Genomic DNA, 16810 nt, shown 5'->3' with positions numbered 1-16810 from the left:
TTTGCCATTTATGCAATAAAGGGACAAACATTCATAGGTTCCAATGCGATTAGCTTTCTTACTTCTCTTCACCACTTTGACTCTCAGTCTTTCGGCCCAAGTAAAAATCAATGCAAATGCAACAGGCAAACATGCAAATGCGATCAACAGAGCCAAGCAAGCAAAACAAACTGCCAAGGAGCGAAGAGCCCAAGCTCAAAAGCTTCAGCAGCAGGTAAAGGCACGAGAGCTGTATCAGCAGAGATACGATAGCATCAAGAACTCATACCATCTTGGAAATAGTGTCGAAATACTTGATATGGACTCTTTGACCATGCCTGAATTTACTGAGGAAGATTCCGTCGCGGTTTGCAGAGAAATTTTAGAAAGTGCGAATTTCCCTCCCGAGTATAGAGAGCTCATCCTCAATTCAGCCGTTTTTGATGTGGACATAGCTACTGAAAATGCAGACAGTCTGGCGCTGGCCGAAGCTACGCGTGTGCTGGAAGATGAAGCACGCAAGTTTTTACCAAACGAATCAGGGCTTGCAGAAGATCCAATGAGTCAGTTCAATAATCCGGCTTTGGGTCTCACATCACTCAAAAAACCAACCAAACCCAATCCCAATCTGATAAAGCCAGATCAAGCAAAGATCTTGTTCGAAAGAATAGATCCGGAGCAATTTCAGGAAGCACAGGCAGACATTCAGAAGCTGAAAAAAAAATATCGTAAGCTGCCCGACACTCGATATCCTGAAGAGGGAATCAGGCGTAATTCACTGGAAAAGGTACCCTTCAAGAAGAGGTTGTATTTAGGAGGGAATTTAAGTCTTCAATCCACTGATCCGCTAATCATAAATACAAACCTCCAGTTAGGTTACTGGATAAATAAAAAATGGTTGGGAGGTGTCGGGCTTATTCTTCGGGAGCAGTTTGGTAGCGATTCCACCAGATCATTGACAGGAGATGGTCATGGTTACAGTCTGTTTACAAGATACGATATAGCCAAAGGATTCTTCGCTTGGGGTGAAGTAGAGCAACAGATCAATAAATCATTTTTTAGCTCCGAGAGCCTTCCAAGTAAACAATGGCAGTCAGCACATATGCTAGGTGTCGGCAGGGAGTTTAAGATTGGGTTTGTCCAAATGATGTCACTGATTCTCTATGACTTCAATTACCAACGCAATGACTTGAATGCACGTCCGGTTGTTTTTAAGCTGGGAGTTCAGTTTGCTAAGAAGCCCAACTAGACGTAGACTGCTAGGTCCATTGGGAGAGATTGGAAAAAATAAAGGCATGAGAGCTATTCCCATGCCTTTTAGTGATTTGAATTTTAGAGCACGATGCTAATAATGTCACATCCTCCAGGTGTAACCGTGTAAAGCGCTGGGTTAAACCCACTAGGAAGTGGAGCTGGTCCGCCCGAAAGACTATAGAAGACATCTGGCTGTCCTTCACCGGTAGTGTCACAGGCATTCACCTGAATTGTTCCGCCTCCGGGAGGTGGAGGAGGGGGTGGAGGAGGACACGTTACTGAGAATGTGATGTTTGCACATCCAAAGTTGGGCACGGTATAAAGTGCTGGATTGAAATTGCTCGGCAGAGGAGCTGGCCCTCCTTGTAAACTGTAAAAAATATCAGGTTGTCCATCTCCCGATGTATCACAACCTCTGACTGTTTGTGTACATCCCCAAAAGGATGCTTCTTCATTGTTGGTTGACACTGTATCAAATCCTGAAAGGATTAGAAAACAACAACCAATGGATAGTGAGATCCATAGCTTCTTCATAAAAAATACATTTAACTGATTTATGTCTCGAAACCGCTCGAGACTATTATATTAAATATACGTAATTCAGTTAACTATATTGTTTTCTTTTAAATTAGAACTGTAAAATAGATTTAGTTCTAACGAGAGATCGCTTCGCTAGGCTCGCGATGACGTAATGATGCAATGTAAACGTTAAGGTTTGATCCTAGCAAGCATTTCATCCGCTGAGAATCGGTCCCAATGCGCTGGCAGAAATAAGAGAGCGACCAATAAGATGGCGCGATACATGACGTGTGACAGATCCCATATCGGATCGACAAGCCCATGCCCAAAGGAGACAATCACCAATACTGAAGCAAGGGCATAAAGTGCATAGCTTCTAAATAAGCCAATGACCACCAGAAAACCTGCAAGAAGCTCCACATAAGAAGTGTAGTACGCCGTTGCTTTGAGTAGGAATTCAGGAAGAAGCTCTTGGTATGTTCCCAGAAAAAATCCCTGATAGACATTTTCGATCCCAATCTTGAAGACTTTACCAATCCCTTGGAACAGGAAGATGAGACCTAATAAGAGACGGACGGTGAGCACACCAATTTGTTGATTGAGATTCATGAGGTTAAAGAAAGGTAATTTTCAACCACCATTTGGAAATGCCTCTCCTGAAATTTTGCAAACTGCCCGACATACTACTTCCAAAAGCAAAACCTTTTAGCCTCACAGACATTTAATAGGATGTTCATAACCAATCAACCACATGAGGACTAGCTCCAAAGAGCAACTTTACAAAATTATTGCACATTCTTCCACTGATTATTTGTCGATAGTCAGTTCAGATTACGAATACCTTGCCGTCAATGAAACGTATGCCAAAGGGTTTAACCGCAAGACAGAAGAAATCGAAGGAAGAAAGGTCGAAGAGCTTCTGGGCAAAGATGGTTTTCGGCATTTGGTCAAACCCAACTTTGACAAGTGTCTCGAAGAGAAGGAAGTCATCATGTTCGAAGATTGGTTTGAGGTATCTGAAGGAAGGGCATTTTTCAGTGTTTCATATACTCCAATCGAGATTGAAGCCGAACGAGTAGTTGTAGTAAATGCCCATGATAATACGAGGCATAAACTACTGGAAGATTCACTTGAAAAAGCAGTGGAAGACCTGAAAGCAGCTCATAGCTATAAGGATAAATTATTTTCTGTGGTATCCCACGACTTGAGATCTCCGATAATTGCGATTAATAGCTTTCTGGAGCTCATCGGTGATGAGGAAACAGGTTTTGACCAGATACGATCGCTAGTTCCGCTGATGAGCAGTAAACTTCAAACAACCAAGGCAATGCTGGATAACCTTTTGGGGTGGGCTTCAACCCAGATCAAAGGTCAGACGGTAGCATTTGAAAAGTTTTCTATGAGAGAAATTGTAGAAGAAAATACGGCGCTCTATGTGGATGAAATAACTAAGAAATCGTTGAGTATCGTAAATGAGATACCTGACGGTCTATCAATCAATGGAGATAAAAACGGTGTACGAATGATCATTCGAAATTTGTTATCCAATGCGATCAAATTCTCCTTTGAAGATGGCTCCATTAAAGTTAGTGCTCAAGGTGAACCTGTGGATGGATTTCAGTTTTTTCACTTCTCTGATAATGGGAAAGGGATGCCATCAGAAAAAGCGCGTAACCTGTTTTCTGGTACAGTGAATAGTGAAAAAGGAACACAGGGAGAATTAGGTACCGGCTTGGGGATGATGCTCACAGCAGACGCCATAACTGCACATGGAGGTACAATCACTGTGGAAAGTATGGAGGGAGAAGGGACGAACTATTCCTTTTCCCTACCAGCAACATCGCCGTACTAAACGGTGCTTCTAATCGTCAATCGTATAAAGCAGCTCATTGTTTGCAAAATCGTATAATGTGAGCCTTCTCAGGTCGTAGTATGCGATCCAATAGCTTCGCAATGCGTTGTTGTAGCTTCTTTTAGCGGTATCCTTTTCTGTCAATGCGATATTGAGGTTAGTAATGTCAATCTTTCCGATCAGGTACCTGTTCTGAGCTACCTCGTATCTTTTTTGTGCTACCTCATCCGACTTCTTTGAAATTTCGATCTGCTGCCTCAAAACATCGAGTTGACGAACTTGTGTAATGATCTCCTGTTCGAAATTTTGCTCCTCTTGGGCAATCACATAGTCTGTCAGCTGCTTGTTCGCGAGCGCGGTTTTCATTCGTGCTTCATTACGTCCCCAGTTTACGATAGGGATGTTGAGCGTGAGGTTGGCAAATTGCTGACTTTGAGCATTTTGGTACGACTGGTCAAATGCAGTTCCTGCACTATTCAATCCAAAGGATGCATTCAGATTCATTTGAAAACGTTGACCTTTCGCTTGAGCTACTTGGGCATCTGCTTCAATTCTTCGTCGTTCAAAGGCGATAAAGTCCGACCGATTGTCTTTTGCGTATTGCAAAGCAATACTTTCATCTACGGGAAATACTGGAATATCCTCAGGAAGCGCAAGGTCAAAATTTTCATCTTCATTCAATCCAATAAAAATTCTTAAAGCTAGCCTGGACGTTTGCAAATCCAATTGTGCCTGAGTTTGATCTTGCTGGGACCTCAACAGTTGAAGCTCTACCTGCAGTAACTTGTCTTCAGATGCTGTTCCAATGTTGTATCTACCTTTTTCGATATTGTAAATGGTGTCATTATTGGCAAGGTTAAACTCAGCAATTTGGTAGTTTACCTGTGCATCCAAATAGTCAAAAAACCGCTGAACTGCATTTCTTGAAACAAATTCCATTTCTTCCACATAGCTACGTCTGGACTCCTCGTATCGAATGGGCTCCGTCTTTTTGTCCCATTTGAGCTCATTGAAAGCAAAAATTGGTTGGTTTAAGGTCAAGTCCACGATCGTGCTCCTATAGCGTGTTTCATCGTTTACAATATCCTGAAACTGACTCGCTCGTGTATTTACAGAGATGCTTCCACCAGTAGGTGCGAGGGGTTGAAATAGACCAAGGTTAAGCGAAGAGTTCGTTTGCTCTACAGGTCTGAATTGTGTTGAACCATCTTCTTGCGTAACCGGTATAAACTGGTTACTGTATGCTGGCAAGTTTCCACTAAGCGCCAATTGCGGATTATAATTGGATCTAAACAACCGGTATTGCCAAAACCTATTTTCTTTTCTTGTCTCCGCTTGTTTCGCTTGAGGTGATTGGGATTGTGCTAACCCAATGATATTTTCAAGTGAATAGACCTGCTGCGAGCTAGCTGTTAATGAAAGTCCGATCAGGCAAATTCCTGCAAATAATTTATTCATATCTAAGTGAAGTAATAGGGTCTTGTAAAGCTGCTTTTCTGGCAGGGGCGATTCCGAAAACTAGGCCAATGGCTGTTGCCACACCGAAAGAGATTAAAATGGAGCCAAAGGAAATTACCGTTGGTATTTCGGCGAACCTACTTACCGCATGAGCCATTATTACCCCCAGCAAAATACCTATAAACCCACCACTGATACTGATCATCATTGCTTCAAACATGAATTGATTAACAATGTCTGCTTTTTTCGCTCCAATGGAGAGTCTTAACCCAATCTCTTTGATCCGTTCCAAAACAGAAGCTAGCATGATGTTCATAATTCCAATACCACCAACTATCAGCGATATGCCTGCAATAGCTCCCAACACATAGCTGAAAATGTCATTCGTTCGTTGTTGCTGTTTCAACAGTAGTTCAGGGATTTCTATCTCATAGTCGACGACCTGATTGTGCTTGCGTTCAAGCATACGAACGATGACATCTGCCGTAGGATTGAGCTTTTCTGTCTCTGCCACTTGTACCACAAGCCGATCCAATTGATGGTAATTGATGGTTTGCTGCGGCGCATCGTCTGAACCACTACCGCCACCTCCACCGATGATTATAAACCCAGCGGATCCTTTGTTGGCACCTTGGATCATTTCCTCAGTGAGCATCGCTCTGTTTTTATAGCGCACCAGCACGGTTTGCAATGGAGTGTATACATCCATGTTGTAATCTCTGATTCCAAGTTTGCTAATGCTACTCTCGCTGATATACCTCTCGTCAAGCACACCAATTACCTTCAGCCAATTTGAGCCACACTTGATCATTTTGCCCACCGGGTTTTCAGAAGGAAAGAATTTTGCTTTGATGGACTTTCCAATGATGCAAACTGCCGCACCTTTTTCCAACTGTGCTTGATTAAACATTTTCCCATCTGAAAGTGTGAAATTGAAAATATCAAAGTAGGAGGGTTCAACTCCCACTAATTTGGCTGACCTACGAATACCATTCTTGATGATATAAGTTTCGAGGAGAATCTCTGCACTTATGGTTTCTATGCCTGGGATGATTTGTACGATGGATTCCTTATCCTCTAAGGTTAAACCTGGAGAAAACTTCTTCTTTTCCTTTGCCTCATCGTCTTCTGCAAGGTTTTCTTCCGTTTGCTCTACTACAGGCTCTATGATGATGTTATTTACACCTACAAGCTTGATTTGTTCGAGGATTTCCTGCTGGGCACCATTGCCAATTGCAAGCATGGCAATAACGGCCGCCACTCCAAAAATGATCCCGAGAGCGGTCAAAATGGACCTAACTCTGTTGGCAAGGACCGCTTCAATAGCAATCCAGAGATTGGCTAAGACTCTTTCCTTATCCATTTTAATTTCTTCTTCTACGACCTGGTGTAGCTTGTGGATTCGTTACTTCTGCTTCAGCAGCGGCTTCTTCCTGCTTGTTGCGTTTACCGTCCATCTCAGGAAGTAGATTTACCTCTTTGTTCTCCATTCCTTGGAGAGAAGAAAGGTTTACACGATCTCCAGCCTCCAGTCCAGCTACGATGTGAACATTTTCTGCATTTGCATCGCCAATTATCACCTCTTGTTTTACCGTAGAGCCACCTGATTTTTTGAAAACATAAGTAATGGAATCATATTGAGAGTGAAGACTTTCTAATGGAATGAAAAGTGCGTCTTCTACTGTTTTAGTAATGATTTTGTTGCTTGTGGTCATGCCAGGCTTTAGCAATGGATCAGTACCAAAAACTTCAATTTCTACCTCGAAAACTTTGGCATCCGAATTGGGTCTTTGTTCACCAACATTGGCCACTTTCGTAACCTTTCCTTCTAAACTTTTATCAGGGAATGCATCGAAACCAATTTCAACACTTTGCCCTGCTTTCACCTTACGTATATCTACTTCATTTACATAAGTTTTGGAAATCATTTTACTCAAATCGGGTAGGGTAGCTACCACAGGATCCCATGCACTCACTTGAGAGCCTGCTTTGATCGGCTTACCATCCCAGCTTCTTTTGTAAATCAACATCCCAGTCTGAGGAGCAATGATTGTGAAGTCTTTCGAAAGAGCCATCAGTCCTTCCAGTTCATTCTTATCTCCTCTAAGCTCAGCAGATGCTTCTTGCATTTTAGCTACATTTTGCTGACGCTTTATTTCGTAATTCTCTGTTGCCTGCTTGAGTGATCGCTGTGCTTTTTCTAGTTCAATTTCAGCCTTTTGTATGGTTGCGGGCGGCTCGAATTGAGATTGATCTAGCGTCAGTTGCTTTTCTCTTACGGTATAGCCAAGGTTAATGAGCTCATCGCGTGCCTGGCGCATGGTCAAAGCAGTATCCAGTTTTGTTTGAGTAAATTTTGACTGAGTTTCATCAACTCCCAATTGAGCATCCTTGATTTTACCGGTCAATTCGGATGGGTCTAAACGCGCAACATATTGTCCTTGCTTCACCTCAGTACCCTCGTCAATGATGTGTTGTATGGTGACATTCCAAATACGATAATTACGAAGACCATTTGGACCTTTGATTGGCACGGAATTTTTGGCATCCAGAGCCCCAGAAGTCATTATATCTACCACAAATTCTCCTTGCTCAACGTCTACTACAACTTCCGCTGTAGCATCTGATGAACTTCCAGAGAATACCAGGACGAGAATGGCTATTATGGCCACACCTCCAATTAATGCTATTTTGTTATTTTTCTTCATGGTGTTAGGTCTCTATGATTAGTATACCTTGTTAAATCAAATTAGTTACTGCTACCAAGCCAGAAATCTTTCACTTTTTGTTGTTCTGGTGTTGGGTTTTCTACCGCTTTCAGCAAATGCTTTTGAGAGGACTTGACCTTTTTTGCTTTTGCCTTGAGTTTTACATTTTTAATTTTTCCTTTTACTTCTCTTCTAACGATTACCGTCACTTTATCGCCTGCCTCCACCTCTCCATAGTAAGATTGAATGACATCAGAAAAAGTTTCAGGCGAAACAACATTTCCGTTCCAACTCAATAAAACGTCCCCCTCTTGAAGATCAAGATCTTTGCCGAACTCATTCAAATTGTCAGTCCCTGCAACAAAAACTTCTTGATCCTCATTAAGTCCTGGTGCGAATTTTCCTGCAGTTATGACCATCTCATCATTATCAGGCGCATATTTAATTCCTGCCCAACTTAAGATTTCAGCGTAAGGTAATTTTTCACTTCCTCCTACATATTTTTTTAAGAATGAGCCAACTTCAGGTGTAGTGATTTTTTCAATTTCAGAGAATAATTCTTCGTCTTTAAAAGCTTTTAGAGGACCATATTGTTTCGATAGTTCTCTTAGTACTGATTGAAGATCCTTCTGACCATTGGTGGAATTGATGATGGTCAAATCAAGGCACCAGGCAATTAGTGCACCACCGGCATACACATCTCCGTATTTGCGTTCATTTTTAGGCTCAAGGATGTTCTCGCTAAATTCGGTATACGGAATATTTACATTGTATCGTTCTTGCTGATTTATCTTTCCCCTCATCTCATTTAGAAAATCGTCCAATTCATATAGACCATATTTTACCTGAACGTGCTGAGAGGCATATTCAGTAACCCCTTCGTAAAGCCATAAGTGTTGACTCATTTTTGGCTCGATATAATTAAAGTTGTGAATTTCTTCTGAGTGAATGTTGAGGGGAGTAACTATGTGGAAAAACTCGTGTGCCGCAACATCTTTTACTGTCTGACTAATTCTTGCTGGATCCATTTCTGGAAGTGCATAGAGAGATGAATAGGAGTGTTCCAAAGCTCCATATGAACCCGAAATAGTTTGACTGTCAAATAGATAGATGAGATAAGCATACCTGTCAACAGGTAGTTTTCCTCCTAAGTATTTGGCTTGAGCCTCCATTAATTCATCGATGGTATCCATCACATCGGCCGCAGAGAGTACTTTATTTGGAGAGTAAACTGATACGGTAATGGTCGCACCAGCGATTTCTTTACTTACAATATCAGGCTCACTGTACATGATAGGGGCATCTGCTAGAAAATTGTAATTCTCCGCAGTGTAAGTATCCGAGGTACTGGTAGATGAGGTTTTTTTGAGTGACGTTGCCCCCTGTATTTCTTCATCATGAATGACGGTTAGATAGAAAGGTTTGAATTTGTAGCCATCTACATAACCAATAAAGCCAAAAGTGTTCATTACGAAAACACCCTTATCTGCTTCAATGCTCATGCCACCTGGTTCAAATAGTTTATTACTGCCATATCCTAAGAAATCGTCAAAGGAGTCTTCGATCCAATAAGTGATTTTATCCAACCTTGATGCGTCTTTAATGACCCATCTGTTGGTAGAAATATTTTTTACTTCTAACGCATTGCCATCTTCATCGAGTGCTTTAAATCCTGCTACGAAACGACCAAAATCTGAAATGCTGTAAGTTCCTGGAACCACTTTGGCCATGTGGTACTCAACCTCATCTTGTTCAATGGCGGGAACGACTATTTCAACCGGAACACGGTCATCCTTAGCTGCGGTAAGGTCAATGTTAATAGTATAGCTCTCTTGGGCTTGAATGGAAGTTGTGAGGACAACTAGAAGAATCAATAAGTTTTTTTTCATAGTGTATAGTGTAATCAAATACCGTGCATTTATTAAGCGCAAAAAAACCCCTATTGTTTGTTAATAGGGGTTAAATTATATGAATGGTCTGCTATGTATTTGAACAGACCCTTACGTAATACCTAGAAAAGAAAACTATTTTTTAGTTTCAATTGTATTGTCGTTGATGATATCGCCTTTTGCGTTAACATCTATTATTTCATATCCGAGTTTTTCAAGCTTAGACCTATTGGAAGCTCCATCACCAACCACCAGGATGTAAAGGTTTTCATCTTGCAAGTATTTCTTAGCTAAACCATTGATTTCTTCTTTGCTAATGGTAGCTATGATCTTGTTTTGCTTGTCAACAAAGTTCTTATCAAGGTTGTAATGATTGATTCGTCTTAGAAAATTCGCTTTCTGACCTGGAGTTTCATAGCTTCTTGCATCTCTCTGACCAATTGCGCTTCTCATGAAAGCAAGTTCAGCATCGGTAATGCCTCCCGTTCTGAAGTTTGTGATCTCTTTCATGAATTCAACCACAGAGCTGTCAGTTGCAGCTGCTTTAACTCCTGCCGAAGCTGTAAATGGTGCTGGTTCGTCACTTCCATTGAAGAATGATCGTGCACCATAGGTCCAGCCTTTATCTTCTCTAAGGTTCAAGTTGATACGGCTGTTGAACGCTCCTCCTAAAGGAAAATTCATCAAGGTAGACTTGTAGTAATCTCCTGTCACATCATATTCAAGATCTGTCACATAGCCAATTCTAATTTGTGACTGAGGTGCATCCACCTTGTCGACCAAATAGATTTTTGTGTTATCTGAAGCTTTAGCGGTAGGCAGTTCAGGCAGCTTTGTGTTTTTGCTTTCCCAGTCTTTCAAAAAGTTTAGATATTTATCTATTTCTTTCTTCGAGATATCACCAACGATTACAAGCTCAGAGACATTGGGTGAGTAGTATTTGCTATAAAACTCACGTACATCATCCAATGTAATGTTTTCTACCGTCTCTTCAATTCCTTGAGAGGATACCGAATAGATATGCTCATCACCATACATTAAACGATTGAACACTTGACTGGCAATGCTACCCGGACTTTTTTGAGAAGCTTTGATTCCTTCCATCTGCTGATTTTTCAAGCGATCAAAATCTTCTTGATTGAAGGCAGGATTTTTAAGCATCTCATCCGCAATTTCTAAAGTTTTGGCCAGGTTTTTCTTCAAGGATGAAACGGTCATAGTAGTTGAGGACCTTCCACCAAAGATGTTGATACTACTGCCTAATTTTCTCAACTCTTCCTGTATTTCTTCAGAGGTGTAATTCTTCGTAGCCTCGTTCATCATACTAGCAGTCAACGATGCTAAACCAGATTTTTTTGGTGCATATGCATCCATTTTATGCCCACCATTGATGGTCAGCTGTAGAGCCACAACAGGGATTTCGTTGGTTTCAGTACCAATTACTTTTATGCCATTCGCATAAGTCTCCTTCCAGAAATCAGGAACTTTTATGGATGGGTTTTCACCTAGTGGAGGTCTTTGACTTCTGTCGAAATTATCTCCAGTAGGTCTAGTGTAGCTAAGACCTGAATAATCAGTCGAAGGGAATGGATTGTCGCCTTCTCTAGGAATATCATAATTATCCTCTTTGGCAGTCGCAGTTTCTTCATTTGGAATTACACTTTGAATCACCGCTGACTTCCCTTTGATATACTTGTTGAACACCCGCATCACATCCTCTTTTGTGATTTTCATGTATCGATCAAGATCGTATTTAATTCCGTTCGGATTTCCGTAAAAAGTTTCATAAGAAGCCAGCTGACTTACTTTACCAGCTACACTCGCCAGACCATTGATCATGCTTTGTTCCTGGTTGGCTTTGAATTTGATGATATCGTCATCGGTTACACCATTTTCTTCAAACTCAGCAAGAATCTCCCTGATTTGTGTTTCAAACTCTGACAATGTTCCGCCAGGGAATGGTAACGCAAACAAGGTAAACTCACCTGCATGCTCGCTAGTAGGGTGGAAGGTGGATGCTTGAATCGCCTTTCTTGTAAGTACAAACTTCTTATAGAAATATGAGCTCCTTCCTGTACCCAATATCTCTGCAAGACAATCGAGTGCAGCTTCATCATCGTGGAATCTTGGCACTGTCGGGAATGTCAGAAGTAGAGCAGGAAAGCGAATGTTGGAATCAACATATGAAACATAACGATCGCTTGCTAACTCAGGAGCGGCAAGCTCCAATGGGTTTACATCTGGACCACCAGGGATCACACCAAACAGCTTTTCAACTTTCTGGATGACATCTTTAGGATCAACATCACCACCTACAGTTAATGTTGCATTATTTGGCCCATACCATCTTAGAAAGAATTTTTTGAGATCTTCTACATCAACGCGATCCAAATCTTCCAAACGCCCAATAGTCAACCACGAGTATGGGTGTCCAAATGGATAAAGTGATCCAGCATTCACTTCTCGCCATTTTCCATATGGAGAGTTGTCATAGTTTTGGCCTTTTTCGTTCTTAACAGTCGCTCGTTGAACTTCAAATTTTTCTTGTGTAACCGCATCAAGGAAAAATCCCATACGGTCAGCTTCCAGCCATAGCATGGTTTCAAGTTGATTGCTAGGTACTGTCTCGAAGTAGTTAGTCCTATCTCGATTAGTGGTTCCGTTCAAGGTACCTCCTGCTTCTGTAACAATCTTAAAATGTTCCTCATCAGCCACATTTTCAGATCCCTGAAACATCATGTGCTCAAAGAAGTGAGCAAAGCCTGATTTGTTTAATTCTTCTCGTGCTGATCCAACATGATAAGTGACATCTACATGAACCAAGGGGTCAGAATGATCTTCGTGAATAATCAGCGTAAGACCATTATCTAAGACATACTTTTCGTATGGAATGACAATTTCGTCACCTTTTTTCGTCACCTTCTCCACAAGTTTAGTCTGGGCTATTGCCACAAAACCAATGAGAAGGGCCAATAAATAAGAGATTTTTTTCATAATCGTGAGTTTTTGAGTGGATTGAATTATATGCTGAAAAGATAACTAAAAATGACTCATTAACTCATCTATCCGTTAGATGGTAGTGTTTTTTAACAAAAAAAACCTGCCATGTGGCAGGTTTTCAAAATTGTTGATCTTTATTGCTAGTTAGGCATTTTCAGCATTGGCCATTCTCTTTCGTTGATTTTCATCAAGATAAATCTTCCTCATTCGAATGGATTTAGGGGTTACCTCAACGTATTCATCCTTCTGGATGTATTCCAACGCTTCTTCAAGACTGAATTTTTTTGCAGGAATGATCTTAGCATTATTATCAGTGCCTGACGTACGCATGTTGGTTAGCTTCTTTCCTTTTTGGATGTTGATTACCAGGTCATTCCCTCTTGAATGCTCTCCAATTACCTGACCGGTATACAAGTCAACTCCAGGATCGACGAAGAATGACCCTCTATCTTGTAACTTATCAATTGAATATGCAGTACCAGGACCATTTTCTATCGAAATAAGGGAACCATTTATTCTTCCTGCAATATCGCCTTTGAAAGGTTGATATTCTTTCAATCGGTGTGTCATAACTGCTTCGCCAGCTGTAGCAGTCAGCATATTGTTTCTTAACCCAATCAGTCCACGTGAAGGGATTTCAAACTCCAGATGCTGGATATTGCCTTTTGGCTCCATTACTTTCAATTCACCTTTACGCTGGGTTACCAACTCTATGGCTTTCCCTGCATACTCTTCAGGAACATCTATCACCATATGCTCGATGGGCTCAAGTTTTTGACCATTATCATCTTCTTTGAAAAGCACCTGTGGCTGACCAACTTGCAGTTCATAGCCTTCTCTACGCATCGTCTCGATCAAAACAGACAAGTGAAGTACACCACGCCCAAAGACTAAAAACTTATCTTCCTTATCTGTTTCCTGAACTCTAAGCGCTAAGTTTTTCTCGAGCTCTTTCATCAAGCGATCACGCAAGTGGCGCGAAGTGACGAATTTCCCCTCTTTACCAAAGAATGGAGAATCATTGATTGTGAAGAGCATACTCATGGTAGGCTCATCGATAGCAATGCGAGGAAGAACCACCGGGTTTTCGAAATCAGTAATCGTATCACCAATTTCAAAATCTTCAATTCCTGTAATTGCACAAATGTCTCCGGCTCTTGCAGATTCTACTTTTCTTTTGCCCAATCCTTCAAATACGTGTACCTCCTTCACTTTTGCTTTTTTCAGCGAACCGTCTCTTTTACTGATGCCAAGACTTGCTCCCTCCTTAATGTCACCTTGAACGATTCGCCCAATAGCGATTCGCCCCGTAAACGAAGAGTAGTCAAGTGAGGTGATCTGCATTGCTGGTACGCCCTCTTTGTATGGAGCTGGAGGTATTACCTCCACGATTTTGTCCAATACAGGAAGGATAGTGTCAGTTGGCTTTTGCCAATCTTCACTGAACCACCCTTGCTTACTTGATCCATAAAGTGTTTGGAAATCAAGCTGTTCCTCTGTTGCATCAAGCGAAAACATCAAGTCGAACACTTGCTCATGCACCTCGTCAGGGCGACAATTTTCTTTATCTACTTTGTTGACTACTACTATAGGAGCAAGTCCGAGTCCTAGGGCTTTACCAAGTACGAAACGTGTTTGTGGCATAGGGCCTTCAAAAGCATCTACCAATAAAATAACCCCATCTGCCATTTTCAACACTCGCTCCACTTCACCACCAAAGTCGGCGTGACCAGGTGTATCGATGATGTTGATTTTTACGCCTTTGTATTCTGCTGATACATTCTTGGAAAGAATGGTGATGCCCCTTTCACGTTCCAGGTCATTGTTGTCAAGAATCAATTCACCCTTTTCTTGATTTTCGCGAAATTCCTGAGTAGCGTAAATGATTTTATCAACGAGCGTAGTTTTGCCATGGTCAACGTGTGCGATGATGGCGATATTTCTAATTTCTTGCATTCGATTGTGTATTCGGGCGCAAAATTAGATAGAATGATTGTGGAATGCACTATGTCACGTAGACACAAAACTTATATTTGCGCTCTCTTATCGAATTTATGAGTAAACAATACAAAAGACATACAATAACAGCCGCGCTTCCGTATGCCAATGGTCCCGTACATATTGGACATTTAGCGGGAGTATATGTCCCATCTGATATTTATGCCAGGTACTTAAGAAGCAAAGGCGAGGATGTGGCCTTTGTCTGCGGATCTGACGAGCATGGCGTGGCTATAGAGCTACGCGCACGAAAAGAGGGGAAGACACCACAAGAGGTAGTGGATTTTTACCACAATCAAATCAAGAACTCTTTTGAGAAATTTGGGATCAGTTTTGATATCTATCATCGAACATCCTCAGAACTGCATCATGAAACTGCATCAGCGTTTTTCAAGGAGATGGAAGGCGATGGAAAATTTACAGTTGAGACCTCAGAGCAGTTCTTTGATGAAAAGGAACAACAATTTCTGGCTGATAGGTACATCAAAGGTACCTGTCCAAACTGTAGCTTCACGGAAGCTTATGGCGATCAGTGTGAGAATTGTGGGACAACGCTAAGTCCTTCCGAGCTCCAGAACCCTAAATCCATGCTCAGTGGAGAAGCTCCAATCATGAAAGAGACAAAGCATTGGTACTTGCCTCTTGATGCGTATGAACCATGGCTAAAAAAGTGGTTGCTTGAAGGGCATAAAGAGTGGAAGTCAAATGTTTATGGTCAATGTAAAAGCTGGATAGACAATGGCCTGCGTCCCCGGCCTATGACTAGAGATCTGAAGTGGGGGATACCCGTACCCGTAGCAGGTGGAGAAGGTAAAGTGCTTTATGTCTGGTTTGACGCCCCTATAGGTTATATCTCCGCAACGAAACAGTGGGCTCAGGATAAAGGGAAGAACTGGGAAGACTATTGGAAGTCTGAAGATACCCGACTCCTTCATTTTATTGGCAAGGATAATATCGTATTTCATTGCATTATTTTCCCGACACTTCTCAAGGCTCAAGGATCTTATATACTGCCAGACAATGTTCCGGCGAATGAATTTTTGAATCTGGAGAATAATAAAATCTCAACATCCAGAAATTGGGCTGTCTGGTTGCATGAGTATTTGGAAGAGTTTCCTGAGAAACAGGATGTATTACGATATACACTCACAGCCAATGCCCCCGAAACGAAGGACAATGACTTCACCTGGAAGGATTTTCAAACAAGAAATAATAGTGAGCTTGTAGCCATCTTTGGCAATTTTGTAAACCGCGCAGTGGTGCTCACACATAAGTACTTTGAGGGTAAAGTCCCTGCTAGAAATGAGTTACAGCCCATTGATGAGGAGGTAATCAAGGCTGTGAGCGCTGCTCCGTCCAAAATTGAAGCAGCCCTGGATCAATTTAAATTTAGAGAAGCGTTGATACAGATGATGGAGCTGGCTCGGATAGGTAATAAATACCTGGCTGATACCGAACCATGGAAACTGATAAAAGAAGATCAAAATCGAGTAGAGACCATTCTTAACATAGCCTTACAAATCAGCGCAAACTTGACAATCCTGTGTGAGCCTTTCCTTCCATTTACTTCAAAGCGATTGACTCAGATTTTAAATACAGAGCAAAGAACTTGGACAGAGGCAGGTGGAATGGATTTTTTACCTGACAATCATCAGCTGAATACAGCAACCCTACTGTTTGAGAAGATTGAAGATAAGGACGTAGAGACTCAAGTGAATAAACTATTGGAAACGAAGAAAATGAACGAACAAGAAAATAGCACAGCGGATTTACCAGCTTTAAAAGAAGAAATCGTCTTTGACGACTTCATGAAGATGGATCTAAGAGTTGGTGAGATCAAGACCGCCGAAAAAGTCGAAAAGTCGAACAAACTTCTTCAATTCACTGTGGATATGGGAATGGAAACTCGCACGATATTGAGTGGGGTAGCTAAGCACTTCACTCCCGAAGAGATGATAGGAAAGAAGGTGACCGTGATGGCAAACTTGGCACCACGTAAGATCATGGGAGTAGAATCTCAAGGCATGCTGTTGTTTGCTGAGAACTCTGATGGGAAACTGGTGGCAGTGAGCCCAGGCGCGGATGCTCAAAATGGGGCGAGCATAGCTTAGAATCTGAGAATGAAGAAATTGAAAGAGGCTGCTGATTGAGTA

Annotated in this window: 11 protein-coding genes; 3 read left to right on the top strand and 8 right to left on the bottom strand. The window is 41.6% G+C overall.

Translation table 11 applies throughout. The features are described 5' to 3' along the window. Positions 1–43: 43 nt before the first annotated feature. Positions 44–1228, top strand: a complete 1185-nt coding sequence (locus ABJF57_RS07905; protein WP_462234040.1) for a hypothetical protein — start codon at positions 44–46, stop codon at positions 1226–1228. An 83-nt stretch (positions 1229–1311) separates the two neighbouring features. Here ABJF57_RS07905 and ABJF57_RS07900 read toward each other — a convergent pair whose 3' ends face one another. After that, entirely contained in the window at positions 1312–1767 is a 456-nt protein-coding gene (locus tag ABJF57_RS07900) for a hypothetical protein (protein WP_462234038.1), read from the bottom strand. Positions 1768–1941: 174 nt separating this feature from the next. Continuing rightward, positions 1942–2361 carry a DoxX family protein gene (locus ABJF57_RS07895; protein WP_462234036.1) on the bottom strand — a complete coding sequence of 140 codons (420 nt, stop codon included), beginning with the start codon at positions 2359–2361 and terminating at the stop codon, positions 1942–1944. Between the two features lie 142 nt (positions 2362–2503). On the opposite strand from ABJF57_RS07895, the gene ABJF57_RS07890 reads away from it, so the two are divergent. Beyond that, positions 2504–3604: a PAS domain-containing sensor histidine kinase gene (locus tag ABJF57_RS07890; RefSeq protein ID WP_462234034.1), complete on the top strand. Its 1101-nt coding sequence runs from the start codon at positions 2504–2506 to the stop codon at positions 3602–3604. Positions 3605–3613: 9 nt separating this feature from the next. Here ABJF57_RS07890 and ABJF57_RS07885 read toward each other — a convergent pair whose 3' ends face one another. The 6 genes from ABJF57_RS07885 to typA all read right to left on the bottom strand — a co-directional run bounded on the left by ABJF57_RS07885 (position 3614) and on the right by typA (position 14615). After that, positions 3614–5062: a TolC family protein gene (locus tag ABJF57_RS07885; RefSeq protein ID WP_462234032.1), complete on the bottom strand. Its 1449-nt coding sequence runs from the start codon at positions 5060–5062 to the stop codon at positions 3614–3616. After that, the gene (locus ABJF57_RS07880) at positions 5055–6425 is read right to left on the bottom strand and encodes an ABC transporter permease (RefSeq protein WP_462234030.1); all 1371 of its coding nucleotides are present in this window, start codon (positions 6423–6425) and stop codon (positions 5055–5057) included. Before ABJF57_RS07880 ends, ABJF57_RS07885 begins: the two co-directional genes overlap by 8 nt. Position 6426: 1 nt before the next feature. After that, positions 6427–7770: an efflux RND transporter periplasmic adaptor subunit gene (locus tag ABJF57_RS07875; protein WP_462234028.1), complete on the bottom strand. Its 1344-nt coding sequence runs from the start codon at positions 7768–7770 to the stop codon at positions 6427–6429. A 41-nt stretch (positions 7771–7811) separates the two neighbouring features. Further along, entirely contained in the window at positions 7812–9659 is a 1848-nt protein-coding gene (locus ABJF57_RS07870) for a M61 family metallopeptidase (protein ID WP_462234026.1), read from the bottom strand. 135 nt (positions 9660–9794) lie between these two features. Next, positions 9795–12653 carry a M16 family metallopeptidase gene (locus ABJF57_RS07865; RefSeq protein ID WP_462234024.1) on the bottom strand — a complete coding sequence of 953 codons (2859 nt, stop codon included), beginning with the start codon at positions 12651–12653 and terminating at the stop codon, positions 9795–9797. A 150-nt stretch (positions 12654–12803) separates the two neighbouring features. Continuing rightward, complete coding sequence (gene typA, locus ABJF57_RS07860; protein WP_462234023.1) at positions 12804–14615, bottom strand: translational GTPase TypA; 1812 nt, start codon at positions 14613–14615, stop codon at positions 12804–12806. Positions 14616–14713: 98 nt separating this feature from the next. On the opposite strand from typA, the gene metG reads away from it, so the two are divergent. After that, complete coding sequence (metG, locus tag ABJF57_RS07855; protein ID WP_462234021.1) at positions 14714–16768, top strand: methionine--tRNA ligase; 2055 nt, start codon at positions 14714–14716, stop codon at positions 16766–16768. Positions 16769–16810 lie beyond the last annotated feature (42 nt).

The sequence above is a fragment of the Ekhidna sp. genome (assembly GCF_039940915.1).
Classification (GTDB): domain Bacteria; phylum Bacteroidota; class Bacteroidia; order Cytophagales; family Cyclobacteriaceae; genus Ekhidna.
Note: the sequence above shows the minus strand (reverse complement) of the source record. Positions and strands in the feature narration are given on the sequence as shown.

Coding starts and splice junctions, on each gene's coding strand:
- ABJF57_RS07875 (WP_462234028.1), bottom strand. CDS start 7,770: ATGAAGAAAAATAACAAAATAGCATTAATTGGAGGTGTGGCCATAATA.
- ABJF57_RS07880 (WP_462234030.1), bottom strand. CDS start 6,425: ATGGATAAGGAAAGAGTCTTAGCCAATCTCTGGATTGCTATTGAAGCG.
- ABJF57_RS07895 (WP_462234036.1), bottom strand. CDS start 2,361: ATGAATCTCAATCAACAAATTGGTGTGCTCACCGTCCGTCTCTTATTA.
- ABJF57_RS07870 (WP_462234026.1), bottom strand. CDS start 9,659: ATGAAAAAAAACTTATTGATTCTTCTAGTTGTCCTCACAACTTCCATT.
- metG (WP_462234021.1), top strand. CDS start 14,714: ATGAGTAAACAATACAAAAGACATACAATAACAGCCGCGCTTCCGTAT.
- ABJF57_RS07865 (WP_462234024.1), bottom strand. CDS start 12,653: ATGAAAAAAATCTCTTATTTATTGGCCCTTCTCATTGGTTTTGTGGCA.
- ABJF57_RS07885 (WP_462234032.1), bottom strand. CDS start 5,062: ATGAATAAATTATTTGCAGGAATTTGCCTGATCGGACTTTCATTAACA.
- ABJF57_RS07905 (WP_462234040.1), top strand. CDS start 44: ATGCGATTAGCTTTCTTACTTCTCTTCACCACTTTGACTCTCAGTCTT.
- ABJF57_RS07890 (WP_462234034.1), top strand. CDS start 2,504: ATGAGGACTAGCTCCAAAGAGCAACTTTACAAAATTATTGCACATTCT.
- ABJF57_RS07900 (WP_462234038.1), bottom strand. CDS start 1,767: ATGAAGAAGCTATGGATCTCACTATCCATTGGTTGTTGTTTTCTAATC.
- typA (WP_462234023.1), bottom strand. CDS start 14,615: ATGCAAGAAATTAGAAATATCGCCATCATCGCACACGTTGACCATGGC.